General features: G+C 38.7%; 29 protein-coding genes. 11 read left to right on the plus strand and 18 right to left on the minus strand.

Annotated elements, in window-relative coordinates:
* Positions 1–3: 3 nt before the first annotated feature.
* The 5 genes from CHU_RS14780 to CHU_RS14800 all read right to left on the minus strand — a co-directional run bounded on the left by CHU_RS14780 (position 4) and on the right by CHU_RS14800 (position 4,744).
* On the minus strand, positions 4–726 hold the full coding sequence (locus CHU_RS14780; RefSeq protein WP_011586391.1) for an RluA family pseudouridine synthase: 723 nt from the start codon (positions 724–726) through the stop codon (positions 4–6).
* A complete protein-coding gene (locus tag CHU_RS14785; RefSeq protein WP_011586392.1) occupies positions 713–1,765 on the minus strand; it encodes a sensor histidine kinase in 1,053 nt (350 codons plus the stop codon). Before CHU_RS14785 ends, CHU_RS14780 begins: the two co-directional genes overlap by 14 nt.
* Positions 1,766–1,778: 13 nt before the next feature.
* Positions 1,779–2,465 (minus strand): response regulator transcription factor, encoded by a 687-nt coding sequence (locus CHU_RS14790; protein ID WP_011586393.1) that lies wholly within the window; start codon positions 2,463–2,465, stop codon positions 1,779–1,781.
* An 8-nt stretch (positions 2,466–2,473) separates the two neighbouring features.
* Positions 2,474–3,823 (minus strand): TlpA disulfide reductase family protein, encoded by a 1,350-nt coding sequence (locus CHU_RS14795; RefSeq protein WP_049755582.1) that lies wholly within the window; start codon positions 3,821–3,823, stop codon positions 2,474–2,476.
* Between the two features lie 111 nt (positions 3,824–3,934).
* The gene (locus CHU_RS14800; protein ID WP_041932788.1) at positions 3,935–4,744 is read right to left on the minus strand and encodes a DUF3108 domain-containing protein; all 810 of its coding nucleotides are present in this window, start codon (positions 4,742–4,744) and stop codon (positions 3,935–3,937) included.
* Between the two features lie 349 nt (positions 4,745–5,093).
* On the opposite strand from CHU_RS14800, the gene recA reads away from it, so the two are divergent.
* From recA to CHU_RS14815, 3 genes are all read left to right on the plus strand, one after another.
* On the plus strand, positions 5,094–6,161 hold the full coding sequence (gene recA, locus CHU_RS14805) for a recombinase RecA (RefSeq protein WP_011586396.1): 1,068 nt from the start codon (positions 5,094–5,096) through the stop codon (positions 6,159–6,161).
* Positions 6,162–6,338: 177 nt separating this feature from the next.
* A complete protein-coding gene (locus CHU_RS19000; protein ID WP_049755583.1) occupies positions 6,339–7,823 on the plus strand; it encodes a sensor histidine kinase in 1,485 nt (494 codons plus the stop codon).
* Position 7,824: 1 nt separating this feature from the next.
* Positions 7,825–8,232, plus strand: a complete 408-nt coding sequence (locus tag CHU_RS14815) for a response regulator (RefSeq protein WP_011586398.1) — start codon at positions 7,825–7,827, stop codon at positions 8,230–8,232.
* A 23-nt stretch (positions 8,233–8,255) separates the two neighbouring features.
* Here CHU_RS14815 and CHU_RS14820 read toward each other — a convergent pair whose 3' ends face one another.
* The 6 genes from CHU_RS14820 to CHU_RS14845 form a co-directional block, all read right to left on the minus strand.
* Positions 8,256–8,840 carry a YbhB/YbcL family Raf kinase inhibitor-like protein gene (locus CHU_RS14820; RefSeq protein ID WP_011586399.1) on the minus strand — a complete coding sequence of 195 codons (585 nt, stop codon included), beginning with the start codon at positions 8,838–8,840 and terminating at the stop codon, positions 8,256–8,258.
* Positions 8,841–8,885: 45 nt separating this feature from the next.
* Positions 8,886–9,446: a dihydrofolate reductase family protein gene (locus CHU_RS14825; protein WP_041932434.1), complete on the minus strand. Its 561-nt coding sequence runs from the start codon at positions 9,444–9,446 to the stop codon at positions 8,886–8,888.
* Between the two features lie 114 nt (positions 9,447–9,560).
* Complete coding sequence (locus CHU_RS14830) at positions 9,561–10,244, minus strand: class I SAM-dependent methyltransferase (RefSeq protein ID WP_011586401.1); 684 nt, start codon at positions 10,242–10,244, stop codon at positions 9,561–9,563.
* A complete protein-coding gene (locus CHU_RS14835; RefSeq protein ID WP_011586402.1) occupies positions 10,241–10,606 on the minus strand; it encodes a DUF1801 domain-containing protein in 366 nt (121 codons plus the stop codon). The genes CHU_RS14830 and CHU_RS14835 overlap by 4 nt, the downstream gene beginning before the upstream one ends.
* Before the next feature lie 27 nt (positions 10,607–10,633).
* Complete coding sequence (gene eutC, locus CHU_RS14840) at positions 10,634–11,371, minus strand: ethanolamine ammonia-lyase subunit EutC (protein WP_011586403.1); 738 nt, start codon at positions 11,369–11,371, stop codon at positions 10,634–10,636.
* A 30-nt stretch (positions 11,372–11,401) separates the two neighbouring features.
* Positions 11,402–12,757 carry an ethanolamine ammonia-lyase subunit EutB gene (locus tag CHU_RS14845; RefSeq protein WP_011586404.1) on the minus strand — a complete coding sequence of 452 codons (1,356 nt, stop codon included), beginning with the start codon at positions 12,755–12,757 and terminating at the stop codon, positions 11,402–11,404.
* Positions 12,758–13,034: 277 nt separating this feature from the next.
* Here CHU_RS14845 and CHU_RS14850 point away from each other — a divergent pair, with 277 nt between their 5' ends.
* Positions 13,035–13,604, plus strand: coding sequence for a fasciclin domain-containing protein (locus CHU_RS14850; protein ID WP_011586405.1), 570 nt, complete (start codon positions 13,035–13,037; stop codon positions 13,602–13,604).
* A gap of 239 nt (positions 13,605–13,843) precedes the next feature.
* Positions 13,844–14,890, plus strand: coding sequence for a tRNA preQ1(34) S-adenosylmethionine ribosyltransferase-isomerase QueA (gene queA / locus CHU_RS14855; RefSeq protein ID WP_011586406.1), 1,047 nt, complete (start codon positions 13,844–13,846; stop codon positions 14,888–14,890).
* Between the two features lie 80 nt (positions 14,891–14,970).
* Here the strand turns inward: queA and CHU_RS14860 are convergent, their stop codons facing one another.
* From CHU_RS14860 to fbaA, 4 genes are all read right to left on the minus strand, one after another.
* Positions 14,971–15,783, minus strand: a complete 813-nt coding sequence (locus tag CHU_RS14860) for an IS3 family transposase (RefSeq protein ID WP_148206043.1) — start codon at positions 15,781–15,783, stop codon at positions 14,971–14,973.
* Entirely contained in the window at positions 15,774–16,175 is a 402-nt protein-coding gene (locus tag CHU_RS19890; RefSeq protein ID WP_011585551.1) for an IS3 family transposase, read from the minus strand. The genes CHU_RS14860 and CHU_RS19890 overlap by 10 nt, the downstream gene beginning before the upstream one ends.
* Before the next feature lie 112 nt (positions 16,176–16,287).
* Positions 16,288–16,587, minus strand: a complete 300-nt coding sequence (locus CHU_RS14870; RefSeq protein WP_011586408.1) for a hypothetical protein — start codon at positions 16,585–16,587, stop codon at positions 16,288–16,290.
* A gap of 137 nt (positions 16,588–16,724) precedes the next feature.
* The gene (gene fbaA, locus CHU_RS14875; protein WP_011586409.1) at positions 16,725–17,822 is read right to left on the minus strand and encodes a class II fructose-bisphosphate aldolase; all 1,098 of its coding nucleotides are present in this window, start codon (positions 17,820–17,822) and stop codon (positions 16,725–16,727) included.
* A gap of 242 nt (positions 17,823–18,064) precedes the next feature.
* Between fbaA and CHU_RS14885 the strand changes: the two genes are divergently transcribed.
* From CHU_RS14885 to CHU_RS14910, 6 genes are all read left to right on the plus strand, one after another.
* Positions 18,065–19,045, plus strand: coding sequence for a radical SAM protein (locus CHU_RS14885; protein WP_011586411.1), 981 nt, complete (start codon positions 18,065–18,067; stop codon positions 19,043–19,045).
* A 273-nt stretch (positions 19,046–19,318) separates the two neighbouring features.
* Positions 19,319–20,476, plus strand: coding sequence for a formimidoylglutamase (locus tag CHU_RS14890; RefSeq protein ID WP_041932435.1), 1,158 nt, complete (start codon positions 19,319–19,321; stop codon positions 20,474–20,476).
* Positions 20,460–20,720 (plus strand): cytochrome b5 domain-containing protein, encoded by a 261-nt coding sequence (locus tag CHU_RS14895; RefSeq protein WP_041932436.1) that lies wholly within the window; start codon positions 20,460–20,462, stop codon positions 20,718–20,720. Before CHU_RS14890 ends, CHU_RS14895 begins: the two co-directional genes overlap by 17 nt.
* Positions 20,721–20,874: 154 nt before the next feature.
* Positions 20,875–21,729: a hypothetical protein gene (locus CHU_RS14900; protein WP_011586414.1), complete on the plus strand. Its 855-nt coding sequence runs from the start codon at positions 20,875–20,877 to the stop codon at positions 21,727–21,729.
* Positions 21,726–22,538, plus strand: coding sequence for an N-acetylmuramic acid 6-phosphate etherase (murQ, locus tag CHU_RS14905; RefSeq protein ID WP_011586415.1), 813 nt, complete (start codon positions 21,726–21,728; stop codon positions 22,536–22,538). The genes CHU_RS14900 and murQ overlap by 4 nt, the downstream gene beginning before the upstream one ends.
* Entirely contained in the window at positions 22,531–23,097 is a 567-nt protein-coding gene (locus CHU_RS14910; RefSeq protein ID WP_011586416.1) for a hypothetical protein, read from the plus strand. The genes murQ and CHU_RS14910 overlap by 8 nt, the downstream gene beginning before the upstream one ends.
* A 78-nt stretch (positions 23,098–23,175) precedes the next feature.
* Here CHU_RS14910 and CHU_RS14915 read toward each other — a convergent pair whose 3' ends face one another.
* The 3 genes from CHU_RS14915 to CHU_RS14925 form a co-directional block, all read right to left on the minus strand.
* Entirely contained in the window at positions 23,176–23,772 is a 597-nt protein-coding gene (locus CHU_RS14915) for a hypothetical protein (RefSeq protein WP_011586417.1), read from the minus strand.
* Positions 23,773–23,851: 79 nt separating this feature from the next.
* Entirely contained in the window at positions 23,852–25,747 is a 1,896-nt protein-coding gene (locus tag CHU_RS14920; RefSeq protein ID WP_011586418.1) for a monovalent cation:proton antiporter-2 (CPA2) family protein, read from the minus strand.
* A gap of 10 nt (positions 25,748–25,757) precedes the next feature.
* The gene (locus tag CHU_RS14925) at positions 25,758–26,354 is read right to left on the minus strand and encodes an NAD(P)H-dependent oxidoreductase (RefSeq protein ID WP_011586419.1); all 597 of its coding nucleotides are present in this window, start codon (positions 26,352–26,354) and stop codon (positions 25,758–25,760) included.
* Positions 26,355–26,473 lie beyond the last annotated feature (119 nt).

The following is a 26,473-nucleotide window of genomic DNA, read 5'->3' on the forward strand; positions in this document are numbered from 1 at the left end:
AAATCATGAAGAATACTCTTCTAATTTTTTTACAAGCACATCAAAATCCTTGGGATACGGTGCTTTTATGTCTAAAATCTGCTCATTCATATCTGTAAATATCAGAGAATTAGCGTGTAACGCAAACCGCTGAATTAATGGACGCTCCTCTGAATCTTTTTTCAAATTAAATTTTTTTCTTTTAATTTCTGAAAGAAAGAGAGGCTTCCCGCCATAGGTTTCATCCCCGACAATCGATGCACCAAGTGTAGCGAGGTGTATCCGGATCTGGTGCATACGGCCTGTAATTGGTAAACAACGCACGAGTGTTGCTTTTTTATAGGCCTGAATCGTGAAGAAAATGGTTTCTGCTAATTTCCCCTTTGATTTATCAATTTTGACTGTTCCGGTAGGCAACACCAAAATCGGCAGGTAGACATCTACCCCATCCAGATCATGTGTTCCATTTACTACTGCATGGTATTCCTTGGTTACATTTCTGGATTCAAATGCCATAGATAAATGCCTGTAGGCGGCAGGGTTTTTAGCCACTGCCAGTACACCGGAGGTTTCCTTATCTATCCGGTGGCAAAGCTGCGCGTCAGGCCAGTATTCCTTAGCCATCCGTATAATGCTTGGAGCGCCGCCGGTACGTTCATCCAGAGAAGAAATAAAAGGAGGTTTATTGATAAAAAAATAGTCATCATTTTCAAAAATGATTAAATCCTTAATATCAACCTTTTTCATTTATTACTTTTCCTTTCTTTAACCGGAACTGGAATTCAGTCCCTTCATTTACTTTACTTGTTACATGGATTCTGGAATCATGTGCTTCAAGTATGTGTTTTACAATCGATAAGCCCAAGCCGGAACCGCCCTTATCCTTAGACCGGCTCTTTTCTACCCGGTAGAATCGTTCAAAAATACGATTTAAATGTGGCTCTTCTATGCCGGGACCATCATCTTTGACAGAAATTAAGACCGATTCGTTTTCAATGGTATAGGAAAAAACAACCGTTCCGTTATCTTTTCCATATTTTATTGCATTGACAATCAAATTAGTAACAACCTGCCCGATGCGTAATTTATCTGCGTGGATGTAGCAGGATTTAGGCGAATATTTATTAAATTTTAACCGCGTACCTTTTTTTTCAGCGGTATCTTCCAACTGCTCGAAAATATCTTCGGTCAGTTTACGGATATCAAAATTCTGGAAATGCATTTTAATCTCTCCAATTTCCAGTTGGGAAATTGTAATTAAATCTTCAACCAGTACATTTAAGCCATCGAGGCTGTAAGCAGCCTTATTAAGAAACCGTTCGCGCACGTTGAGATCATCCATGGCCCCTTCCATCAAGGTGTGTACAAAGCCCTGAGCAGCAAACAACGGTGTTTTTAATTCATGCGATACATCTGCCAGAAATTCTCTTCTGAAGGTTTCCAGCTTCTTCAGTTCTTCTATTTCGCGCTGTTTCTGTACAGCAAAATCCGACAATTCTTTCCGGATTTTTACAATCGGGTCTGTTGTGTTGATGTATTTATTGCGTTCGGGATTTCCTTCTTTCTTTTTAAACGGGCGAAGCATGTCTGAAATGTTATCCAGTTCTTTATATAGCGTTGTATTGAGCAATACATACGTAGATATAGAAATGGAAATAAATAAAAAAAACAGCATCCACTGCCAACCAGCTAAGGCGGGAATTACCGAGTAGCTATACAGTAAAAGTGCTGTAATACCAGTTACGAATACGCCTAAAAAGATGGCTACATTACGGGGATGGGTCATTTATTAAAGGCAATTATTCATCAATTGCAAATTTATAACCAATTCCCTTAATAGTTGTTATATAGTCTTCACCAATTTTCTCTCGTACTTTACGAATGTGTACATCAACTGTTCTTGGTACGACATACACATCTGTTCCCCAAATATTCTTCAGCAATTCATCGCGGTTGAAAACAGTATTTGGACGGTTTGCCAAAAAATACAGCAATTCAAATTCTTTCTTAGGAAGGATGATTTTATCCGGCCCTTTCATGACTGTATAGCTTGAACGGTCGATCACCAGATCTTTAATCACAACACTTTCCTTTTCATTGGTGTTTTTAGTACCTCTGCGGAAAAATGCAGAAACGCGGCTGATAAGTGCTCTTGGTTTGATCGGTTTTGTAATAAAATCGTCGGCACCGGCTTCAAATGCTGCGATCTCTGAAAACTCTTCTGAGCGTGCCGTAAGGAAAATTATATATGATTCTTTCAGTTTTGGAATTTCTCTGATTTTACGGCAAGACTCTACCCCATCCATTTTGGGCATCATGATGTCCATTAAAATAAGCTGCGGCAGGAAGTCTTTAGCTTCTTCTATTGCTTTTAAACCATTATTAGCGGTGCGAACGTCATACCCCTCTTTTGTCAGGTTATATTCAAGTAATTCAATTATATCCTGTTCATCATCTACGATCAAAATTCGACTGTTCGCTTTCATTTTATTAATTAAGGTTTATTTAATAGTTCTGCCAGTTTCGCTTGCAAGTCTTCTCCACGAAGATTCATTGCAATTAATTTACCTTGTTGATCAATAAGAAATGTTGCCGGTATACCTTTAACATTGTATAATTTTGCAGGATCAGAACTCCATCCTTTTAAATCTGAAACGTGATTTGGCCAGGCTAATCCGTCTTTATTAATTGCGGCTTGCCACTGATCTTTGTTGGTATCCAGCGATACACTGAATACAGTAAAGCCTTTTTCTTTGTATTTATTGTATGCATTCACAACGTTCGGGTTTTCCCCTCTGCACGGTCCACACCACGAAGCCCAGAAATCAATTAAAACCACTTTACCTTTTAAGGAACTCAGTGAAAGTCTTTTTCCGTTTATATCTGTAAGGGTAATATCAGGAACCTCTTCTCCAATGGATAATGCACCTTTGGGCATGCTTGCTTTTAACTGTTTTGCTTCTGCTGATTTGGGATATTCTTTCAGAAATGTATTTGTTAAGCCCTTAGCATAATCCAGGTCATTTTGCGTAAACAAGGGAATAACACTTGCATAAAATACCTGTCTGTTATCTGAACCTGCAGGACAAGTATTAATCAATTTTTCTGCTGCAGCTTTCCATGAATACAGATCCTGAGTAACATAATATTGAAAGTATGCCTGAACCTTTGATGGAAGCATATCGCCGGCTGCATATTCTTTATCTGTAAATTCTGCGGGGGTAAAGAAGGTTTCAGCTGTTTTGTTATCAAACAAAAACATACTTATCACCTTTGTCATAAATAAACCTGAATGTTCTGCTGCAAGCTTAGTCATCTGTGCGGAATAGGCGGTATTCAACGAATCACTTTTTTTTCTTAATCCGGCAATTTCGATATTAAATAACTCTTCCGTCATGCCAGGTCTTTGCTGTAATTGTTGTGCCTGTTGATTCAGAATTGCATTTTGAGCATTCTGTGTCTTATTTATTTTTTGATATTCATGAAACAGGTCGTTTTCTTTTGAGCCTGTAATAGTCATGCTGCGCTCAATATCGGGATTACCTGTAATAACAATGCTTTCATACCCTGCAACGAGCGTTATTGCATCCGCTTTATCAAAACCAATTTTATAAAAACCTGTTGGAATTACATCATTGAATTTAAATTCGAATGCACCGTTAACATATTTCGTTGAATCGAATACATATACAGCATTTCCTAAATATTTATACAAATAAATGGTAGAGTAACCAGTCTCCGTCTTTGTGAACTTCCCTTTAATACTTATTGGTTTTGCCGTAACAGCAGATAACAATAAGGTAAAAGCAAGCAAAGAAATGAAAACGCTCTTTATGTATTTCATGTTATTCAAAGTTAGATATATTTAAATGAAGATTACCAGCAAATTAAGCGAATACGTTAGTTTTAACAATTCCTTAATTTACTGGTAATGCAAATATAATGCACGGCGTGCTTATTTTTTAGTAAATACGATCGGATGCTTCAATCCTGCAAAGCTTTTTAGTTCAACTTCAACTTTACCTACAAACATATCCGCTTCAATCTTTACAGGTATTTTATTATCATCATCTGAAAGCCACAATCTGATTGAATTACCGCCATCAAACAATTCATTATCCGGCATTACAGGCTGAATTTTAATAACATTAATATATCCGTGTTTTGTGTGTAATTTTTCTTTACCCACATATTTCAGGGTAAAATCATATAACTTGTCTTCAAAGAAAGCCTTCATAGTGATTGGCGTTCCCGGAGCCATTTTAGAATAATCCAGTGTTCTCAGGTAATATGCACCACTTACAATGTCCTGCAGGTTATTTGTAATTGCATATTCCGCAGTAGATTTTTCAAGTTCCTTACCACTTTCTGTAATTACATTAGCCTTTTTGTTTGCATAATCATACATCACCATTTCTTTCAAACGATAGTTATTCTCTGCAATATTACGCATGCTCCGCTGCGGGATTTTAGTTGCAGTATCTATGTAGCTGGTCCACTGGTCACGCACGCGCATGGCAATATCAACAGACCCTGAAGTAGCACCAATAACGGATGTTTTGTAGCAAACTTTATTATTGATCATATACAAGGTTGGATCTACTTCTATACGTGCTTCCCCAGCCGTAACGAATCCGTAATGTAAGCGATACACTAACGATTCTTTAGGACCATAAGCAGCAAATGGAGATTGAGGCGCCTGTGTTTGTAATGTAAACGAAGTTGCCAAAACCAATACGAATAAACATGTCAGCAAGCGTTTCATAGTTTTTGTCATTTATTTTACGATATAATATAATATACAAAACACATACCAATATTCATATAAATATGATTTGAAGGAAATTAATGTCAAACTCTTACATTATCCCTTCAAAAGCATGCCAAATTGTTGATAATTCTTCCTGATACTGACAGATAAAAGTTTGTATATTAGTGAGATAATAATAAAATACTAAAATAATTAGCATTTTATTTGCTAATTATTTTAGTATTTTATAGGTTTGTATCGCTGGTTAAGTAACCGGTTTTATTTAAGGGTTTGGCGAAAGAGTAGAATATTTCGCTGTAATACCAAGTAAATCTTTCAAAAACAACTTTTAACAACAATTGCCATGAGTAAAAGCACTAGTACACCAAATCCACAAAATGAAAAGTTAAAAGCTTTACAGCTTACCATTGATAAGTTAGAAAAAACCTATGGTAAAGGTACTGTAATGAAATTAAGCGATGAAGTTGTAATGGACGTTCCTGTCATTTCAACAGGTTCGCTAGGACTTGACATTGCTTTAGGGATCGGGGGATTACCTAAAGGAAGAATTGTAGAGATCTATGGACCGGAATCTTCCGGTAAAACCACACTTTCTATGCATTGCATTGCAGAAGCACAAAAAGCCGGTGGTATTGCAGCCTTTATAGATGCGGAGCACGCCTTTGATAAAACGTACGCAGAAAAACTTGGTATTGATACAACAAACTTATTGATCTCTCAGCCGGATAATGGTGAGCAGGCATTAGAAATTGCGGAACATTTGATCCGTTCCGGAGCGATTGACATTATTGTGATTGACTCTGTTGCAGCCTTAGTACCAAAAGCAGAGATCGAAGGTGAAATGGGTGACAGTAAAATGGGTTTACAGGCACGTTTAATGTCACAAGCCTTACGTAAATTAACCGGAGCGATTAACAAAACAGGCTGTTGCTGTATATTCATCAACCAGCTACGAGAAAAAATTGGTGTAATGTTCGGTAACCCTGAAACTACTACAGGTGGTAACGCGTTGAAATTTTATGCATCCGTACGTTTAGATATCCGCCGTATCGGGCAGATTAAAGAAAGTGCTGACAATATTACAGGTAACCGTACAAAGGTTAAAGTAGTAAAAAATAAAATGGCGCCTCCGTTTAAAGTGATTGAGTTTGATATCATGTATGGCGAAGGAATTTCTAAAATAGGTGAGATCATTGATCTTGGTGTTGAATTAGGTATCATCAACAAAGCCGGTTCATGGTTCTCTTATGAAGGCACAAAATTAGGTCAGGGAAGAGATGCTGTACGTACAGTGTTCCTTGACAATCCTGAAATGCAGGATGAAATTGAATTAAAAATTCGTCAGAAAGTACAGTTAAGCGGAGTTCCCGCAGCCATGGAAGCGAAAGAGCTCGAAGAGGAAGAAGCATAATCTTCCCCTGCGAATTCTACCGCAGGAATTTCTCATGGCAAAAGGCATCTTGTTCAGGAATGAACAGATGCCTTTTTTTTATTGTCTGTTAATATATTATCTTAAGATTATATATTGTATCCAACTATTTGTTTTATCTTAATATCACTTTTAGTTTTTCTTTTTTTAAAAATGAGTATGAACAAACAACAGCTTTTTTTAGACAAAACCAGTACAGCTTTTAAAATTCTTGAATTATCCAGCGAAGCCTATGTATTAACAGATGCACTTAGCAATATCATTCTGGATTGCAGTACAAAGTTGTGCAGCCTTTCTGAATCTACGATGGAAAATATTATCGGGCAACCGCTTCATAGTCTTTTTGAAGTAGATTCCAAGGAAGAATTCAGCACCATATTAGGTGGTTATCTTCAGTATAAAAAAGAAAAATACGCCCAGCAGCTTCCGTTAAAAAAGAATGATGGCACCTGCATTTCAACAATAGTAACAGCTTATCAGGGTGACCATGTTACTGTAAGCGAAGACATAAATTGTTTTTTCATCCGGGAAGCCATTGACAACAAACTCGAAGAAGATGTATTAGAGATTAAAAAAATGTTTCAGAATGTGTTGGATACAATTCCTACCCGTATTTTCTGGAAAGATACCAATCTGAATTATTTGGGATGCAACAATAAATTTGCCCAGGATGCCGGTATTAAATCGGGTGAACGGATTTTTGGCAAAACGGATTATGATTTAGCCTGGAAAAAAGAAGAGGCTGATTTTTTTCGCTTTATTGACAAGCGTGTTATTGAAAGCGGACAGGCTGAACTCGATATTATAGAACCTCAATTAAACGCCGACGGTACAGAAACCTGGCTCGAAACAAATAAGTCTCCCTTGTTAAATTTCAAAGGAGAAATCATTGGCGTGCTTGGAACTTATACCGACATTACTCATAGAAAAAAAGCAGAAGACACGATTAAACAACACAGCCGGGATCTTGAAATTAAAAACAAAGAACTGGAACAGTTTGCACATATTACTTCACATGATTTGCAGGAACCGTTACGAAGCCTTTCCAGCTTTGTAGAATTATTATCTGCTGACTATAATGATGTATTGGATGAGACAGGAAAAACATATTTGAATTACATAAGCGATTCTGCAAACAGAATGCGGAACCTTATTACAGGCTTATTAGAATATTCGCTGCTAAGCCGCGAGATAGAAAATGAAACGGTAGATTGTTCCGCTTTACTGCAGGAGATCATAAAAGACCTTGCTTATATTATTGAGGACACGCAGGCACAGATCCATATAAATGCATTGCCTGTGTTGTATTCTAAACCCACGCAATTGCGGATTGTCTTTCAAAATATTATTCAGAATGCCATTAAGTTCAAAAAGCGTAATACGCCTCCTGTTATTTATATTTCTGTTGAAAATAAAGGTGATCTATGGCAATTTAAAATATCGGATAATGGCATAGGCTTTAACCCTTCTTATAGCGATAAAATATTTTCGCTGTTTCAACGTTTACATAACAAAAGTGACTATGAAGGTTCAGGTATTGGCCTGGCCTATTGTAAAAAAATTATTGATTTGCTTGGCGGAGCAATATGGGCTGATTCTACAGAGGGGGCAGGCAGCACATTTTATTTCACAATAAAAAAATAATATGACCGTGACTAAATTAAATCAGATTTTTTTGATTGACGATGATGAAGCAGTAAACTTCATCAACAAAATCATATTAACTAAAACAGCTTGCGCAAATGAAATCATCGTATTGCAAAGCGCGCATAGGGCATTGGATATATTGTCTCAAAATGCGCAGATAGATCCTGACCGTCCGGAATTGATTTTTTTAGACATTAATATGCCAGGCATGGATGGATGGGAATTCCTTGAAAAATACGCACAGCTTCCGCAGAATTATATAACCAACATTAAAGTCATTATGCTTACAACCTCTGTAAACCCTGAACACAGAAAGAGAGCAGAACAATATAAAGAAGTTGCAGGCTTTCGTGTTAAACCCTTATCGATGAAAATGGCGAGTGAAATAATGGAAAGTTATTTTTAATTTACGCTACATCGTAGCTGCTCTTAATATTTCCCTATCAATTCTCCATATGCAAGGACCTTCCCTTTCATTGCGTTCATGACCTCTTGTTTTGTTGGATTTTTCAGATTAAGTGCAGAGACAGATAACGCATATACACGGAAATAATAGTTGTGCACACCAAGCGGCGGCTTTGGGCCTTTGTATTCTATTCCCTTCTTAAAATTCTGTCCTGAACTTATATTACTCTCCTGCAGTTGCCCGCTTGTCAGGCCTTTGCTTAATGCAGTATGTTCAGCAGGAATATTATATATAACCCAATGATCTACGGTGCTTATTTTAAAAAACGGTGCAGGAGCATCATAATCTGTCATCAGCAACACAAATGATTTTGTTCCTTTCGGTATATTAGTCCATTGTAATGCAGGAGAAAGCTCTTCTCCATCTCCTGTACATTCAACAGGGATTTTTCCGTCTGCAATAAAATCCGTTGAAGTAAGTGTAATTGTTTTTAAAAGATTGTTGTGATACTTAAACTCTTTCTTTTGCTGTGCTGCGGTCATTACCGGTTTGATTATAAGCGCAAGAATAAATAAAACAACTACCGAAATCCAAATTTTCTTTTTCATAAAGGAATGTTATGATTTTTTATGAAGCTGTGATTGTACTTTGTGTTATTGATTTTTAGTTGCGGGTTCATAGCGTGCAAGGATAGCGCCAGATGCATATGTTTCTGTTCGTATGCATTTCAAATCTATCCGATCCTGCATGTGTTTAAACAAGATTAGCCCTTTACCTAAAATAATTGGCTGTATGCATAACTGGTATTCATCGATCAAACCGAATTGCGTTAACGCTACAATAAGACTGGGACTTCCGACAAGAATATTTTTCCCTGGCTGTTGCTTTAAGCGGATAATTTCTGCTTTTAATTCACCTTTGGCAAGTGTGCTATTTTTCCAGGTAAGCCCTTTCAGTGTATGGGAGAAAACAATTTTATGTATGGTATCAATCAATATAGCAAATTCATCAATGGCCTTAACACCTGTAGGCTCTTTTACAATTGGTGGCCAACCGCTTTCCATAAGCTGGTAGGTAACACGTCCGAAAATAGTTGTATCTGCCGTTTTAAAAAGATCGTTTACATGCTGGTGCATTTCTTCATCGGCAATCACTGCTGTATGATCACAGAATCCATCCAGGGTCATGTTGATGGATGCGATTAATTTTCTCATTATTTACTATAACTGTATTAAAAATTGATATTGCGGCTAGAAAGATACAACATCTAACGCCAGTGCATTATGTATATAAGATAAAAAATATATCTGTAAAATCATACTCTTAAATCAACGATACAAACTGCATCTTAATATGCCTTTAAAAAAATCCGCAGAATGCAGCTTTATAAAATCCTGTTTCAATACAACAGATTCAATATCGGGCAGCTGATTATTTGACAAAGAAGTAGTCCGTTTAAAAAACCAATACAACACTTTCAATCCTGCTTTTGCACTCCATTCAATGATGCCTGTGCGTATCGGCATTGTAAAGTCTGTGATATAGAGTATACCATCTTTTTTCAGATGCTTTTTAAATTTTTTAATCAACATAGTTACATCCGCCTCTTCAAAAAGATCTAAAAAATAATTACAAACAATACTATCGTACGTGTCGAATTCAAATACATTTACCTGCTTACAAACAAATGTTACCCGATGTGCGTCATAAGGTTTTTTTTCAGCAATACGTTTCTGTGCGAACTCAATCATTTTTTGAGAAGCGTCCACATAGGTCACCTGTATCGTTGCGTTTTGTTCCAGCAGCTTCTGTAAAAAATAACCTGTACCACCGCCCAAGATCAAACACGTAGATTGAGTTGGAATACTTGATAAAAAGGCAAGCTGACTTTTGTTGATTTGATCGAATGATGCAATTCCAGCTATTATATCGTAGATAAATGCAATCCGATCATAACCTGTTGCAGCTGGTACAACAGCTGTTTCTTTCAATGTATTTCCGCCTGGTATCATTTAATTTTAATTTCACCTGATACATATAAGCCGATTGCCTTTTGTACAATCTGTTCAATTGTTTTAACGGGAAGATCTTTATCTGCTTCGAATAACATGATTTTCATGCGCGAACGGTTTTCCTGAATGAGTTTCGGATGTTCAATATGTTTGCCTTCTACCATGCCTATATAAGGCATATTGTATTTTTTATGCAACCATATGTAACAAAACATTTTTCCTTTAAAACAAAAAAATGGCATGCCATACTTCCATTCTGCTGTGATCTCTTCATGCTGTGAAAGTATAATACTCCGCAACGCCAGCATACAGCTTTTAACAGGCTCTTCCTGACGGAAATAAAAATTATCAAGTTCTTTCATATCCGTATCTTTTTGTAAAAAATATATTCAATATAAGAAATTATTTTGCTGATTATCTTTAAGCATAATACCAGATACTTGCTGCCTGCGCATTTCATGTAAGAGATATGAAATTTTTTCCACGGCTTGTTCATAGCTCAATCCTGCAGGCTGAATATTAGAAACACAATTTCTTTTTTCATCCGTATTGCCGCTTTGCGGCATATAGGTGATATATGCACCCAAGCTTGTTGGTGCGCTTAAACCCGGACGTTCTCCTAATAAAATCAATGATATTCGTGCGTTCAGTGCTTCACCAACGGGATCAGATAATCCAACCCTACCTTGTTCTGCAAGCACTACCGGAGCAATGTTCCAGAACGATAAATTTTTCAATAAGATTGTTAGAAAAGGAATGGCATGCAGATTCACAGCATCTGCGGATAAACCGTCGGCAAAGATGATACACAAATCTGTTTTCTCAATATGCAATGCTTCTAATTGCTGTCTGCTTTGCTCATGCAGCAATCTACCCTTGTGCGGATGTCTTATATAATCCAACCGATCTGCGGCGTGGCTTTTCACCTGTTGCACGTTCAGTCCCAGATCAAAAAGTTTTTCCTGTAACAACTCCATGTTTACTTCAGACTGAACGGCATCCCGTGCTATGGCATGTGCCATCCGGAACTTCAATACTTCAGAAGTAGGCAACGCATTCCCTGCACGGCCTATAGCTATACGTGCATGTGTAAACTTCCGTAATTCCTTCCAGTAATCTTCTTCCATAAGGTTATCCGGTTAGTCCATTTAAATCATCTAACCGCAGTATATTCTGTGAACCGTAATTTCATGTTGCGTATTCATGATGCCCATTTTCAATAACCATTCTTCAAACTCGGGTGCAGGTTTTACGTTCAGTAGTTTTCGGATATACAATGCATCGTGAAAAGAAGTGCTTTGATAGTTCAGCATAATATCATCTGAGCCGGGTACTCCCATAATAAAATTACAGCCTGCTACACCTAACAACGTTAATAATGCATCCATATCATCCTGATCCGCATCTGCATGATTGGTATAACAGATATCGCAGCCCATAGGAAGCCCCATCAGTTTGCCGCAAAAATGATCTTCGAGTCCTGCGCGTATAATTTGTTTTCCATCAAACAAATATTCAGGGCCAATAAAACCCACCACTGTATTCACCAGAAGCGGATTGAACGCACGGGCAACTGCATATGCACGTGCTTCCAGCGTTTGCTGATCAATGCCGTAATGCGCATTCGCAGAAAGTGAACTGCCCTGCCCCGTTTCAAAATACATAACGTTATTACCTATCGTTCCTCTCCCCAGCGATAACGCCGCTTCGTAACCTTCCTGCAGCAGCGAAAGATTTATACCAAAACTGCTGTTTGTTTTTTCTGTTCCTCCGATAGATTGAAAAACCAGGTCAACGGGCGCACCCTGTTCAATAGCAAGAATGGTATTTGTAATGTGACTGAGGATACACGATTGTGTAGGAATAGCATATTGCTCTCGTACAGCATCGATCAGTTTCAGCAATTGAACCTGAGTGGATATATGATCTGTTGCCGGATTGATGCCAATAACCGCGTCTCCGCTCCCATAAAATAATCCATCCAGGACAGAAGCCATGATCGCTTTTAAATCGTCTGTTGGATGATTGGGCTGCAGCCTTGTAGACATACAACCTTTAACACCAATCGTATTTCTAAAGCGTGTAATGATCTCACATTTCGAGCTGACCAGAATCAGGTCCTGTACATTCATTATTTTGGAAACAGCTGCTGCCATTTCCGGCGTAATTGCTTTTTGCAATGCTGTTAACTGAGACGTGTGTGTATTGTTGCTCAACAAAAAATTTCTAAAATCACCTACGGTAAGATGTGCAATAGCTGTAAATGCGGTGTGTTCATGCGTATCAAAGATCAATCGTGTTACTTCATCACTTTCGTAAGGAATTAATGGTTCTTGTAAAAAAGTAGTGAGTGGAAGATCTGCCAACGCCATTTGTGCCGCGATCCGTTCCTGATAAGAACCCGCTGCAATACCTGCCAGTTGATCACCTGATCGCAGCGGACTTGCCTTTGCCATCAATTCGGTTAAGCTGTCAAACGTAAAAACATGTTGTGATACGGTATGCTTATACATAATAGTTCTTTGATAAAACGGTTTTGTATCTACTACCTTATTAAATATGAATGGTTTAGAGCATATAAGCAAATCCAAGTGCATTAAATTATTGTTGTTTCATGTAGAACACCTGTTTTTTTATTATCCGGAACAGGCTGAATGTGATTGTTTTGATTCAGTACGATGCATTTGAATTGTAATTAATTTCAGTTTTTATCTGTTTCAAAAATCCAGTTGAAGATCTGCACTCGTATCTAGTCTATACAAATTTTAGAAACACTAACCTTTTACAATTATGAAATCGATGAATTTAAAATCACTTGCATCTGCTGTTCTTTTTTCAGCTATTGTTTTTTCTTCACACGCGCAAACCATGGATAACACGGTGATGGTGGGTGGAGAGTCTATGTATCCGACAAAAAATATTGTTGAGAATGCAGTTAATTCAAAAAAACATACTACGTTGGTAGCAGCCGTAAAAGCAGCTGGCCTTGTGGAAACATTACAATCCAAAGGACCTTTCACCGTATTCGCTCCTGTTAATGATGCGTTTGAAAACTTGCCTGAAGGAACAGTTGAAACATTGTTAAAGCCTGAGAATAAAGCGACACTTACGAAAGTATTAACGTACCATGTTGTAAGCGGAACGTATGACTACGCTGCTATGGATAAATTAATTACAGCAGGCAAAGGCAAAGCAACATTAAAAACGGTTAGCGGCGGTACGCTTACGATTATGAAAAACGGTGCACATAACATTGTTGTTAAAGATGAATCAGGCAATGTGGCAACGATCTCTACATACGATGTGAATCAATCCAATGGAGTTATTCATGTTATTGATTCCGTATTAATGCCTAAGTAAGACTTCTTTAGTTTTTGATAGTAAAAAAGCAGCCGGTTAAAGGCTGCTTTTTACTATTTTAAGAGTTTTTTTTTAATTTTTCATCTTTTAGAATGACCGGTTTCCATTCCACTATGTTGCCAAACCATTCTCAATTTCAAATACTTAATAACACATTTGGCCATTTAGCACTTTTTCCTGCAAAAAAGCGTTATCTTTGCATCTTCAATTACACTCTAAATTTAATACCGTAATATTAAATGAAATTATCTGAATTTAAATTTGCCCTTCCGGCAGAACTCGTTGCACAACACCCCGCTGCAAACAGAGACGAAGCAAAAATGATGGTTATTAATCGCGCTACAGGCACCATCGAACACAAAATTTTCAAAGACATTATCAATTATTTCGACGAAGGTGATATCATGGTTATGAACAATACCAAGGTATTTCCAGCGCGTTTATATGGTAACAAAGAAAAAACAGGCGCTAAGATTGAAGTATTTCTTTTACGCGAACTGAATGCTGAACTACATCTTTGGGATGTATTGGTTGATCCGGCGCGTAAGATACGTGTAGGAAATAAATTATACTTTGGCGAAAGCGACCTGGTGGCTGAGGTTGTAGATAACACAACTTCCAGAGGCCGTACGATCCGTTTCTTATTTGACGGTAATTCGGAAGACTTTTCAAAAATCATTGAAACGATTGGCGAAACGCCTCTTCCGCGTTATATCAAACGTCCGATTGAAGAAGCAGATAAAGACCGTTACCAGACAATCTTTGCTGAGAACAAAGGTGCGGTAGCTGCTCCAACAGCCGGCTTGCACTTTACAAAGCAGGTAATGAAGCGTATGGAAATCAAAGGTGTAAACTTTGCTCCATTAACATTACATGTGGGCTTAGGTTCTTTTAGAACGGTAGACGTTGAAGATCTTACGAAACATAAAATGGATTCGGAAAACTTTATCATTGAAAGCACAACAGCCGACGTGGTAAATAAAGCACTGGATAATAAAAAACGCGTATGTGCCATTGGTACAACAAGTATGCGTGCGTTAGAATCTTCTGTTTCAGCAAACAACCGTTTGAAACAAAATGCAGGATGGACAGATCGTTTTATCTTCCCGCCATATGATTTTAAAATCGCAAACTGTATGCTTACAAATTTCCATATGCCGGAATCTACGCTATATATGATGGCATGTGCATTTGGCGGATATGAGTTAATGACAAAAGCATATAAAACCGCTATAAAAGAGAAATATAATTTCTTAAGTTACGGAGACGTAATGCTCATCATCTGATAGAATACTTGAATCGTCCTGAAATAGGTTGACAGATTTTAATACTAATCCCAGTTATCAAAAGTAACTGGGATTTTTGTTTAATGCACCATTTCTGGCGTTTTCATTTTTAATGATAAATGAGGTCTTACGTTATTATATAATTGTATTGCTTGCTCAGTAAGCTCTTTTGCTACTTGTCTGGTTATTATTTTTTGACCTAATCCAAATTCTTCTTTGAGCGTTCTATTCATCCTTTCAGCTAACGCATTTTCATAAGGGTCAGATTGTTCGGTCATACTTATGCTTACTCCATTGCTATTTGACAATGCTACATATTCTTTACTGCAATACTGAAGCCCTCTGTCAGAATGATGAATCAATTTTGAATCAGGATACTTTCTATTTTTCAATCCCATTTCAAACGCTTTTATCATGGATTCTGTATCCATAGAGTCTGCTATAGAGTAGCCCATTATTTTTCTGCTGTAGGCATCAGTGACCATATTTAAATAGCAGTTTCCTTCATCTGTTTTTATGTATGTGATGTCACTAACCCATACCAGCTCAGGTCTATGTATGATGAGCCCTTTCACTATATTGGGATATTTCCTGAGCCAATGCTTAGACATCGTTGTTTGAATATATCTGCGCCTGGGCTTAATAAGCATATCATAAAACCTTAATATTGAGAAGAGTTTATCCCGGCCAACTTTGAGTTCTGCCTGATCAATAAACGGCTTTATAATATGGTAAGTCTTTTTTCCTCCTAATCTAGGAAGCTGCTTTCTTTGTGTATCTACCAGTTGTTTGATAGCCTTTCTTCTGTCAATGAGTATCAACTCCTGCTTGAGCATTTTGTATAAATACTGACGACTATAACCTAACGTTGAAGCTATACCTTTTACTGTGATAAATCTTCTTTGTTCCCCTTCTCTTTGAAAGCGGCTTCTGAGAGGGGCAAATACTTTTTTCTGATTTCTGTATCAAACAGCTCATCTGCTATGTCAATAGCGGCATTGAGAATTTCTTTCTCGGCTTCCAGGCGTTTTAGTTTACGCTCCAGTTCTTTGATTTGCTTATTGGGGGCCTTCTTTTTCATCTGGTCAGATTCTTTCCAATCCAATCTACCATGTTTTCGTAACCAAGTCAATACGGTACTTCTTCCCTGGATACCATATTTCAATTGTGCCTGCTTGTAGGTTAAGTCCCCTTTTTCTACTTCATCTACTAATTGTAGTTTAAAGGCTAAACTGTAATCTTTTTGAGTCCGCTTTACATAAACTCTTTTTCCTGTCTTTTCCATAAGTTTGACTATTTTGTGTCAACTTATTTCAGGACGATACAACTCCATTACTAAAAAAGCCTCTCTGCAATTTGCGGAGAGGCTTTTTTAATGCAATAATTTCTACTGTTTATTAACTGAATTCAACTTCAACGATTGCAACCGTAGGAATATGAATCCCTCCTTTTAATGTAATATATTGTTGATCGGCCGACCAGATAGTTGTATTTACCATCATGAGCTTACCTTCTTCTGTAATAAAAGTCATTTTTACTTTGCCGTGGTAGGCGTTCCCTAAACGTTCTGCGCGCTCTAAATAAATCTGTCTTAATCGTCTTTTTACGGGATCATCAATAACATCTTTGTTTGAAAATAATATTGAATGCAAATCTTCTTTTTCAATCAACGTTACTTCTTGCTGCGTCTTTTCCATAATTCACTCCCTATTTAAATTCTAATTAAGTATTACTACGAAATAATTCAACTATGGTTTTATTTGAGATACAATCTCAAAAAAAAAGGGATGTACTAAAACATCCCTTTAAATATAAGAAGTAATTCTGAAGAAAATTAGTTCCCCATTTTAGTATTCGCATCGAATGAGTTCAAGTCTTCGAATGCTTTCTTTAAACGGGCTACAAATGTATCTTCACCTTTACGTAACCAAACGCGTGGATCATAGAATTTCTTGTTCGGTTGATCAGCACCTTTAGGGTTACCAATTTGTCCTTGAAGATATGCTTCGTTTGCTTTATAGTAATTTAATACACCTTCCCAGAATGCCCATTGCAAATCTGTATCTAAATTCATTTTAACTACGCCATAACCGATTGCTTCACGGATTTCTTCCTGAGAAGAACCAGAACCACCATGGAATACGAAATCCAATGGATTTTCTTCCGTACGACCGTAGTTCGCTTTAATGAAATCCTGAGATTTTCTCAAAATTTTCGGCTCTAATTTAACGCTTCCGGATGTATAAACACCGTGTACGTTACCAAATGCAGCAGCAATCGTAAACTTATCACTTACTTTCATAAGTTCTTCGTATGCATATGCAACTTCTTCCGGTTTTGTATATAATTCATCCTGGTGAATACCTGAGTTATCAACACCATCTTCTTCACCACCCGTAACACCTAATTCAATTTCAAGTGTCATGCCGATTTTGCTCATACGCTCAAGGTATCTTTTGCAAACTTCGATGTTTTCATGTAATGGCTCTTCAGAAAGATCTAACATGTGAGAAGAATACAATGGTTTGCCATGCACTTTGTAGAATGCTTCACCTGCATCTAACAAACCATCAATCCATGGAAGTAATTTTTTAGCAGCGTGATCTGTATGTAAAATAACACCTACACCATATAATTCAGAAACCTGATGAACGTGGTGTGCACCAGAGATAGCACCGGCAATAGACGCTTCCTGTTTTCCGTTTGGTAATGATTTACCAGCATAGAATTGACCACCACCGTTAGAGAACTGAACAATAACAGGAGAGTTAGCAAGTTTCGCTGTTTCCAATACTGCGTTTACAGTACCAGTACTTACTACGTTTACTGCAGGGAATGCAAGTTTCGCCTTTTTAGCAGCTGCAAATAAATCCTGAACCTGATCGCCAGTGATAACGCCAGTCAGCGCTTTGCTTTTTACATTTTCAACCATAATACTTTGTTTATTTCTTTGTAGTTGGATACATTTTGTTTCCTTCAAAAGGAAGCGTTAAATATACAAAAAAACGAGAATACAGTGTATGAAATACCTTGTAAAATTGCTCTAAATGTAATAATTGAGCCGTTTTTGGACTTTACCCACAATATTTATAAACATGTAAGTGCCTTTGATAGTATTATTAAGGAACTCCTTTTTGATTTTTCCATTTAATCCATGCTACTTGCAGGTATCCTATGCGGCTGATATCAAAACCTGTTTTGTGTAATTATTACGTAACCTACCGGTGCAATGCCACTTGTGGGTTTTGTGATATCTGGGAAAAACCATCGCCCTATGTAACGCCCGAAGCGGTTGAACAAAACATGCGCGACCTCAAAAAGCTGGGGGTAAAAGTGATTGATTTTACCGGGGGTGAACCGTTACTGCACAGAGAAATGGATACATTGCTACGTATCGCTAAAAAGTATGGTATGATCACGACACTCACAACGAATGCACTGCTGTATCCGAAATGGGCAGAACGTTTGAAAGGATTGATTGATATGCTGCATTTCTCCCTGGACTCGCCCGATAAGGCAGAACACGATACTTTACGTGGTGTTGCCTGTTTCGATTTTGTACTGGAATCCATTGAAAAAGCAAAGGCACTGGGCGAACGGCCGGATATTATTTTTACTGTATTCAACCATAACATACACCTCATAAAAAGAATGTATGAGGAAATTTGCCTGCCTAATAATTTAATCCTGATCCTGAACCCTTCGTTTGAATACAACCAGGTTGAAGTTGGCACCGGGCTGCAGAAAAAAGAACTGGATATACTTTCCTACTGGGCAAAGCAAAAAAATATTTACATCAATGAGGCCTTTATTCAATTGCGGCTGGATGGCGGCAACCACACAGCAGATCCTGTTTGTAAAGCCGCTTCTTCTACCTTAGTTATTTCTCCGGAAAATAAACTGGTGCTTCCGTGTTATCATCTGGGCACAGATTCATTTCAAATTGAAAATAATTTATTTGACTTATATCATTCCAAAGAAGTACGGGCAATCATTGCGCAGGAAGGAAAACTGGATGCGTGTGAGGGCTGTACGATCAACTGTTATATGCAGCCGTCGTTTGCGGTAGAGATCAATAAATACTGGTTCAAGGCAATGCCCAGTACATTAAAATACAGTCGCGAAAAAGGCACGTGGAAGCAGTTGTTCCGGTAGGGGCAACCTTGCGGTTGTCCTATTAGTAGGGGCAACCCTTGCGGTTGTCCTATTAACATTAACGGTGTTTTGATATCGGGAAACGGTTTTATTAATTAGGGCAAGGGTTTTTAATATTGGGCAATGGTTTTATAATGCCGGGCAATGTTTTTATAATGGCGGGCAACCGCAAGGGTTGCCCCTACAGTCGTTGTACACTGGTTGCGCCAACATTTCCTTCCTTTTCTTCATTCACTTTCTTATATTTACATATATCAATTTATACGCCAACACATGAATCTTCGCATCTTTTTTGATCCTGTTTCAATAGAACTGCAACCTTCCGATTTATTAGAACCATACATTTTCGCTAACTCCATTCAATACTATAAAGATTCTTTTCCGGATCTGAATGGTGTACACATTGCATTGGTGGGCTTGTCGGAAGAACGTGGTTCGACAACTAACATGGGCGCAGAAAAAGGTGCGGATGAAATACGCAAAAAACTGTATGTACTACGCAGAGGTGCCGGCAGCAACAACATTGTCGATCTTGGAAATCTGCGTGTTGGTATTAATGTAGAAGAAAGTTATTTACGCATTAAAGAAGTATGCGAATTCCTGCTGGAATTAAATATTATTCCGGTATTGTTTGGCGGCACGCATGATCTGGACCTTGGGCAGTTTCAGGCGTATGCCGGAAGCAATAAGCTGATAAGTGTATTGAATGTCGATGCACATATTGATATGAATATTCCGACAGAAGATATCAGCAAAACGCACCTGCACCGGATTCTGCTGCACGAGCCGAATTTCCTTTTTAACTTTTCTCAGTTGGCGTATCAAACATATTTAACCGATCAGGAAACATTAAATGTTCTTGAAAAACTTTATTTTGAAATGTACCGCATTGGGCAAATGCGCGAAGGACTGGATGAGATTGAACCGGTGATCCGTGATGCGGATATGATCAGCTTTGATATAACCGCCATACGACATAGCGATGCAGCAGGCAACGCCAACGCACAACCTTTTGGATTAACAGGCGAAGAAGCCTGCCAGATCTGCTGGTATGCGGGTTTGAATTCAAAACTTACATCTATCGGCATCTATGAATACAATCCGCTGTTTGATGAGCGCAGACAAACGGCATCAGTCATTGCAACCATGATCTGGTATTTCATTGAAGGTTTTTATAACCGCAAAGAAGATACTGATTTTACAAGCAGCAAATATGTGCGCTATATTGTACCGATGCAGGGTGAACCATCGCAGCTAACCTTTTACAAACACCTGCAAACGGAAAAGTGGTGGATGGAAGTTCCGTTCCCGAATAACAAACACCAATACGCGCGCAACTCGATCATACCTTGCTCCTATTCGGATTACTTGACCGCAAACCGCAGCGAACTTCCTTACCGCTGGATCAATACGCATGCTAAACTCATCTGATCCATCTGCTCTGAAAGAGTATACTAAAAGCCAGCTGGCGCTGCGCAACGGGCAGGACAAGCCCGAGATCTGGTGCGCATATAAGGGATTGATCTATGATGTATCACTCTCGAAATTATGGCGCAACGGAAAGCATTACGAACACTGGGCCGGACAGGATCTGACAGATGAAATGAAGGATGCCCCCCATACGCAGAATGTGTTTGATACGTTTGCGGTGGTGGGAAAGTTAGTTACGAAGTAGTTTCCAGTTGCTAGGTACTAGTTGCTAGACAATACTTCTTATCAGCTGCTGAAGTAGATATTAGTTTTCAGATAAAAATATAAAATCAAAAATATAAATAACGGTACAGTTTTTAGTCTAGAACCTAGAAACTAGTAACTAGTAACTAACACACATGATTGCAATCGTCGATAGTGGTTCTACAAAATCAAATTGGTTGTTCACCGGTAAAAAGCCCGGCGAAGATTTTTCTATCCGTACTACCGGTATTAATCCGTATTATCAAACGGTAGAAGAAATACAGGAAGCACTGCAAAAAGAACTGGTACCAAATCTTCCGCAGATCAGTTTAATTACGGCGGTATACTTTTATGGTGCAGGCTGCGAATTGCCCGCACAGCAAGCAGTTGTAGCACGTGCCATCTCTCCCCTGTTCAATAACTGCATTGTACTTGTAGATAGCGACCTGATTGCCGCTGCCCGTTCGGTACTTGGCGATGAAACAGGCATCTGCTGCATCAGCGGTACCGGGTCAAACACCTGTTATTACGATGGCAAAAAGATCGTACGCAACATCAATTCACTCGGTTTATATATGGGCGACGAAGGCAGCGGCGGCTTCTTAGGCAAGTTGCTGGCACGCGATTATATCCGCGAATCGATGCCACTTGACATACGTGCACGCTTTGAAGTATTTACTGCAGATCGCAAAAGTGACATAATGGACAAAGTATATAAAAAACCTTTTCCAAACCGTTATCTGGCTTCACTTGCACCTTTTGCCATTCTGCATAAATCGGATAATTACATAAACGAATTGATCGAAGAGAATTTCCGTTTATTATTTGACAACTGTATTTGCAGATACGATGACTTTGAAAAACTACCCGTGCGCTTTATTGGTTCTATTGGCTTGCATTTAAGAGATGCCTTAGAAAAAGTTGCGTCGGATAAAAAAGTCAAAATTGATAAAATTGTTGATGACCCGATGCAAGGGTTAAAAGAATATCATTTGAAACATACTGTATGAGCATAACAGAATCATCGTCTAACTATTCAAACCTGGAACAGATGTCTGTTTCAGACTTATTGACGAACATCAATAAAGAAGATAAAACAGTTCCGCTTGCGATTGAAAAAGCACTGCCGCAATTGGAAGCGCTTATTCATTCTATCGTACCACGCATGAAGGCTGGCGGCAGACTGTTTTATATCGGTGCAGGTACTAGCGGCAGGCTGGGTGTAGTGGATGCTTCTGAATGCCCTCCTACCTATGGCGTACCGCAAGGTATGGTTGTAGGCATTATTGCAGGCGGCGACAGTGCTATCCGTAAAGCCGTTGAATTTGCAGAAGATAATGCTACACAAGCCTGGCTTGATTTAAAAGAATACAATATCAATACAAATGACAGTGTTATTGGCATAGCGGCATCAGGTAGAACACCTTATGTAATCGGCGGATTGAAAGCTGCTAAAGAAGCAGGCATCAATACCGGATGTATTGTATGCAATCCCGGCTCTGCCGTAGCTGCAGCCTGCAACTTCCCTGTAGAAGTTGTTACCGGTCCGGAGTTTGTAACCGGCAGCACACGTATGAAAGCCGGCACGGCACAAAAGCTTGCGCTGAATATGATCTCTACCGCTGTCATGATTCAGCTTGGAAAAGTGAAAGGCAACAAGATGGTTGACATGCAGCTGAGTAATCTGAAATTGGTGGATCGCGGCGTACGTATGATTATGGATGAGCTATCGATTGACACAGATGCGGCAAAAAAATTACTGGAAGAAAACGGAAACAATGTCCGCAACGCAATAAACGCTTATAACGGCCATGCATGATATTGAACCCTTTTATAACTGGGAAGAAAATTATTCTTCAGCCGAAGATCCAAGATCTCCTTTTTATGAAGCGCAGTACAATACCGAATATTATACCAATACGATTTACGGATATTACATTCATCCGTTATGGGATTTCATCGGATCGGAAACACTGTATGTAAAAATACTGTTTGCAGATTACGATGAACAGATTGTTGTGATCGAATTCCTTGGTGAATGGAACGATACGCTTCACAACGATATTATGTTTCTGAAACGGAATGTAATTGATCTGCTGCTTGCTGAAGGAATCAAAAAATATATTCTGATCGGCGAAAACATCATGAACTTTCACGGCAGCGATGACGAATACTATGCTGAATGGTTTGAAGAAATTGAAGATGGCTGGATCGCGGCCATTAACTTCAGAGAACACGTGTTAGAGGAATGGAAAAAATTTAATCTTGATTATTATATTAATTTTGGTGGTACGCTTGAAGTATTGAACTGGCGCACCATGAGCCCCCAAGTCTTTTGCAAGGCAGTAGAAAACCTGATTCAGAAAAGACTGAATTAAATTTCCAATAACAAAAACAAATTCCAAACGAATGACAAATACTATTCGTTTGGAATTTGTTTATTTGATTTTTGGAATTTATTTAGTTGGTATAATAAAACCTTCTCTTTTCATTCTTGCGATAACAGCATCCCACACTTCATCAATTGTTTTATTCATATCTACCGGGTTTAAGGTAGATGTAACACCTGACCAAAGCAGTTTGTTTTGAGAAACGGAGAACACATTCGTTTCAATAATATAATTGTTGTCTTCAGTATAATAACCGGGTGAATAGAAACCACCGTAATTCATTCCATACCAACCATAATACCCACCCTGATAGGTGCCGGGCACATACGATGTAGATTTTTCAACGTCTATCAAATGCAGTGTCAACACGCCATCGTAGCCTTCTTTTTTCACAAAAGCTGTAAAAGCCGCTTCGTCCATATTCTGCTGATCAGGACCAAGAGTCATATAGGAAGCATGGAACGCATCGTTTTTCGCAGCAATTTTATCTTCTGCGATTCTTCTGGATGTCTCATCTTTAAAAAGAGCCACAACCATTACCTTTTTGAATTGCTCTTTGTTGTACGTTGCCCCCGGAGCCTTCCAGCTGCTTTGCATGGTAGTTGATGTACAACCTGTGAATAAAAATAGGGCGATGGATGCCAGTACTAAAATCTGTTTCATTGCTGCAAATTATTTAATCAAATAGAAATCAAATGCTGTATTGTTGAATATACATATAAGTAAAATCCGGCACAATATTTTATACTGATTTCTGATTGTCCATTTCCCTGATTTTTTCACGCATTTCTCTGCTATCCCAGGCATGATCATTTGCAGATGGTACTACTTGCCGATCGATCTGCAATAATTCTTCCTGTAATGCAATCTGTTCCCGCACATCCGAAATATACACTTTCATATTTTTTCTGTTTTGCGATAATGTCCTTAATGCCGCTTCATCATATTTAATAAAATTCTGTCCGGCACGAAAAGCAGAATAGGTGCGGTATCCTAACTTCTTCATAACATCAACACCCAAGCGAATAGATGTATCCAAATGTTCCCGGTAAATATTGCTGACACCTTCATCCAATAGTTCATACGCATCCATTCTATTTTTAGAACGCACCATAATTTCCAGATTGGGAAAATGTTGTTTCACAATTTTAACAATCTCTAAATTGGTTTCAGGAGAGTCAATTGCAATAATGAGAATACTAGCTTCCGCAGCTCCGGCTGCTTCCAGGATATCAATACGTGTTGCATCTCCATAAAAAACATTAAAGCCCATTTTTCTTAACAAATCTACCTGGTCTGAATTATTGTCGAGCACAGTTGCAGCAACACCATTTGCCCTGAGAAAGCGTGCAAGCGTTGTTCCGAAATGCCCAAAACCTACCAGGAGCACATTATTCCGCTCTTCGATATGATCTGCTCTTTTTGTTGTCTGTTCTTTGTCTGCAGCATGCAGCTTTGGCAGGATCCATTTATCCAGCACAATCAATAGCAAGGGACTTATGGTCATACTCAGTGCTGTAACCGCCATCATCATATCTGTCTGCGCTTTCGATAATATGTTGTGTGTACCAATGAATGAAAACAAGACAAACGCAAATTCTCCCACCTGCGATAAACCTATAGCAAAGATCAGATTCTGATCCAGCGAAAGTTTTGCTTTCTTACCGATCGCAAATAATATAGATGCTTTAACTATAATAATACTGAAGGTAAGTATTGCAATGGTCAATAATTCTTCATACACCAGACTGAAATCGATTGATGCGCCAACAGCAATAAAGAACAAGCCCAGCAGCAATCCTTTGAATGGTTCCAGATCCGATTCCAGTTCATGTTTGAATTCGCTGTTTGCTAAAATAACACCTGCCAGAAATGTGCCTAATGCGGGGCTTAGCCCTACCTGCTGCATCAGCAAGGCAATAGCAACAACGATCAATAAAGCACTTGCGGTAAACAATTCACGCATGTGTGTTTTCGCAATCACGCGCAGCAAAGGAACAATTGCATATTTTCCGATCAATACAATCCCTCCCACTGCACCAAGTACAGAAGCTGTTTGTAACCAGCGCGGCAAATCATTAATACCACCACTATGTGCATCCTGTGGTATGCTTACAGGCAGGAAAACCAATAAGGGTAAAATTGCGAGAATCGGAATTACAGCAATATCCTGAAATAGTAAAACAGCAAATGAAAACTGACCTGATGGTGCTTTCATTAATCCTTTTTCTTTTAACGATTGCAATACGATTGCGGTTGACGACATGGCAAATGCAAACCCGATCGCGAGCGCACTCTGCCAGGCGAGACTGGCAGCAATAGCGATGATCATTACAACAGCAGTTGTAATCAATACCTGCGAAAGCCCAACACCCAAAATCTGTTTGCGTATTTTCCAGAGGTGAGCCGGTTCCAGCTCCAGGCCTATTAAGAAGAGCATCATCACTACGCCGAATTCAGCAAAGTGCATGATATCTTTCCCTTCCTGCCCGATGAAACCTAATACGAAGGGACCAATCAACATACCTGCCAGCAGGTAACCCAATACAGAACCCATCGCAAAACGCTTTGCAATGGGCACGCAGACAACTGCTGCACTTAAATAAATAACGGTTTGAAATAAAAAGTTGTTTTCCATTGTTGTATGCTTAACGTGGCTTTACACAAATTTCATTTAAAAAAGTAATATCTTTCATGTGCGCTTCTTCGAAATTTCCTTGCGACATTTTAGTAAGTAAAATCACATATTGCTGTGAAAAGCGCTGCAGCTCTTCATCTGTAAGCCGGTGTGAACCCTGCACAAGAAATGGAGGAAAATAGATCATCTTGCACAAATGTGCTGTCTGTTCAAAGGGCCTCAGATATTCCTGCATGGTAAACCGGTTATGTCCGCCGGCATTATACGTAGCATTGGCACCGCCTGTCGTGATCGCGTTAAAAATTATTTTATCTTTTAACGCCGTTCCGCCAGGACCATATGCCCAGCCAAACTCCAGCACCATATCGATCCACTGTTTCATAAGCGGCGGGCAGCTGTACCAGTAAAACGGATGCTGCCAGATAATGATATCGTGTAGAAGCAGTAATTGTTTTTCTGCTTCTACATCAATATTGAAGTCCGGATATAATTCATACAGATCATGAAACGTAATATTTTCTGCTGAAGGAATATGTTTCAGCAGTGTTGTATTCGCTCTGGACTTTTCCATGCGCGGATGGGCAAAGAGGATTAATACTTTCTTCATAAAAAGAATGAATTATGATCCGCCGCGGCGGAATGAATTATGAATTATAATAAACGCGATCATGCATAAAGTCTGAACAACAAGCCTTCCATTGCCTAAAGAAAAGACGATTGAAATTT

The sequence above is a fragment of the Cytophaga hutchinsonii ATCC 33406 genome, from assembly GCF_000014145.1.
GTDB lineage: Bacteria > Bacteroidota > Bacteroidia > Cytophagales > Cytophagaceae > Cytophaga > Cytophaga hutchinsonii.

What these genes read in the sequence shown, in the direction of transcription:
- CHU_RS14780 (WP_011586391.1), bottom strand. Translation starts at nt 726, where the DNA reads ATGAAAAAGGTTGATATTAAGGATTTAATCATTTTTGAAAATGATGAC.
- CHU_RS14785 (WP_011586392.1), bottom strand. Translation starts at nt 1,765, where the DNA reads ATGACCCATCCCCGTAATGTAGCCATCTTTTTAGGCGTATTCGTAACT.
- CHU_RS14790 (WP_011586393.1), bottom strand. Translation starts at nt 2,465, where the DNA reads ATGAAAGCGAACAGTCGAATTTTGATCGTAGATGATGAACAGGATATA.
- CHU_RS14795 (WP_049755582.1), bottom strand. Translation starts at nt 3,823, where the DNA reads ATGAAATACATAAAGAGCGTTTTCATTTCTTTGCTTGCTTTTACCTTA.
- CHU_RS14800 (WP_041932788.1), bottom strand. Translation starts at nt 4,744, where the DNA reads ATGAAACGCTTGCTGACATGTTTATTCGTATTGGTTTTGGCAACTTCG.
- recA (WP_011586396.1), top strand. Translation starts at nt 5,094, where the DNA reads ATGAGTAAAAGCACTAGTACACCAAATCCACAAAATGAAAAGTTAAAA.
- CHU_RS19000 (WP_049755583.1), top strand. Translation starts at nt 6,339, where the DNA reads ATGAACAAACAACAGCTTTTTTTAGACAAAACCAGTACAGCTTTTAAA.
- CHU_RS14815 (WP_011586398.1), top strand. Translation starts at nt 7,825, where the DNA reads ATGACCGTGACTAAATTAAATCAGATTTTTTTGATTGACGATGATGAA.
- CHU_RS14820 (WP_011586399.1), bottom strand. Translation starts at nt 8,840, where the DNA reads ATGAAAAAGAAAATTTGGATTTCGGTAGTTGTTTTATTTATTCTTGCG.
- CHU_RS14825 (WP_041932434.1), bottom strand. Translation starts at nt 9,446, where the DNA reads ATGAGAAAATTAATCGCATCCATCAACATGACCCTGGATGGATTCTGT.
- CHU_RS14830 (WP_011586401.1), bottom strand. Translation starts at nt 10,244, where the DNA reads ATGATACCAGGCGGAAATACATTGAAAGAAACAGCTGTTGTACCAGCT.
- CHU_RS14835 (WP_011586402.1), bottom strand. Translation starts at nt 10,606, where the DNA reads ATGAAAGAACTTGATAATTTTTATTTCCGTCAGGAAGAGCCTGTTAAA.
- eutC (WP_011586403.1), bottom strand. Translation starts at nt 11,371, where the DNA reads ATGGAAGAAGATTACTGGAAGGAATTACGGAAGTTTACACATGCACGT.
- CHU_RS14845 (WP_011586404.1), bottom strand. Translation starts at nt 12,757, where the DNA reads ATGTATAAGCATACCGTATCACAACATGTTTTTACGTTTGACAGCTTA.
- CHU_RS14850 (WP_011586405.1), top strand. Translation starts at nt 13,035, where the DNA reads ATGAAATCGATGAATTTAAAATCACTTGCATCTGCTGTTCTTTTTTCA.
- queA (WP_011586406.1), top strand. Translation starts at nt 13,844, where the DNA reads ATGAAATTATCTGAATTTAAATTTGCCCTTCCGGCAGAACTCGTTGCA.
- CHU_RS19890 (WP_011585551.1), bottom strand. Translation starts at nt 16,175, where the DNA reads ATGGAAAAGACAGGAAAAAGAGTTTATGTAAAGCGGACTCAAAAAGAT.
- CHU_RS14870 (WP_011586408.1), bottom strand. Translation starts at nt 16,587, where the DNA reads ATGGAAAAGACGCAGCAAGAAGTAACGTTGATTGAAAAAGAAGATTTG.
- fbaA (WP_011586409.1), bottom strand. Translation starts at nt 17,822, where the DNA reads ATGGTTGAAAATGTAAAAAGCAAAGCGCTGACTGGCGTTATCACTGGC.
- CHU_RS14885 (WP_011586411.1), top strand. Translation starts at nt 18,065, where the DNA reads ATGCGGCTGATATCAAAACCTGTTTTGTGTAATTATTACGTAACCTAC.
- CHU_RS14890 (WP_041932435.1), top strand. Translation starts at nt 19,319, where the DNA reads ATGAATCTTCGCATCTTTTTTGATCCTGTTTCAATAGAACTGCAACCT.
- CHU_RS14895 (WP_041932436.1), top strand. Translation starts at nt 20,460, where the DNA reads ATGCTAAACTCATCTGATCCATCTGCTCTGAAAGAGTATACTAAAAGC.
- CHU_RS14900 (WP_011586414.1), top strand. Translation starts at nt 20,875, where the DNA reads ATGATTGCAATCGTCGATAGTGGTTCTACAAAATCAAATTGGTTGTTC.
- murQ (WP_011586415.1), top strand. Translation starts at nt 21,726, where the DNA reads ATGAGCATAACAGAATCATCGTCTAACTATTCAAACCTGGAACAGATG.
- CHU_RS14910 (WP_011586416.1), top strand. Translation starts at nt 22,531, where the DNA reads ATGCATGATATTGAACCCTTTTATAACTGGGAAGAAAATTATTCTTCA.
- CHU_RS14915 (WP_011586417.1), bottom strand. Translation starts at nt 23,772, where the DNA reads ATGAAACAGATTTTAGTACTGGCATCCATCGCCCTATTTTTATTCACA.
- CHU_RS14920 (WP_011586418.1), bottom strand. Translation starts at nt 25,747, where the DNA reads ATGGAAAACAACTTTTTATTTCAAACCGTTATTTATTTAAGTGCAGCA.
- CHU_RS14925 (WP_011586419.1), bottom strand. Translation starts at nt 26,354, where the DNA reads ATGAAGAAAGTATTAATCCTCTTTGCCCATCCGCGCATGGAAAAGTCC.